Origin of the sequence: Mesorhizobium sp. M7A.F.Ca.CA.004.06.1.1 (assembly GCF_003999135.1) — a bacterium.
Lineage (GTDB): Bacteria > Pseudomonadota > Alphaproteobacteria > Rhizobiales > Rhizobiaceae > Mesorhizobium.
In genome coordinates, this window is record NZ_RZPQ01001457.1 from 1 (window position 1) to 441 (window position 441).

The 441-nt window shown below is 62.1% G+C and carries 1 protein-coding gene; it reads right to left on the reverse strand.

Going from position 1 to position 441, the window contains the following annotated elements:
* Nucleotides 1-436, reverse strand: a 436-nt coding sequence (locus EN906_RS36910) for a DUF1003 domain-containing protein (RefSeq protein ID WP_164777742.1), incomplete at its 3' end; no start/stop codon positions are given.
* Nucleotides 437-441: the final 5 nt, after the last annotated feature.

Here is a 441-nt window from a genome sequence, read left to right on the forward strand (position 1 = left end):
CCATGATCTCGATCTCGGCTTTCAGGTTGACCTCGTAGTCGTGGGCGGCGTCGATGCGGTCGCGTTCGGTCTGGCGGTTCTGCGCCATCATGATCACCGGCGCCTGCAAGGCGGCGACCATCGACAGAACGAGATTGAGGAAGATGAACGGGTAGGGATCGAAGGCGTCACGCGACAGCAGCCAGACATTGGCTGATGTCCACAGGATCAGAAAGGCGATGAAGGTCAGGATGAAGGACCATGACCCACCGATGCGGGCGATCGTGTCGGCGAGCCGGTCGCCGAAGGTCTGGTGGAAGGCGACGGTCTTGTTGGTGTCGCGCGAGATGGTGGTGCGTTCGAGCGTCGATTGCAGCACCCGGCTTTCGAGCTGGCTGAGGCCGTCCGGCCGCCGCTTGAGCCAGCGGTTCGCCAGGTCGTCGATCGTCTTGTTCATGGACA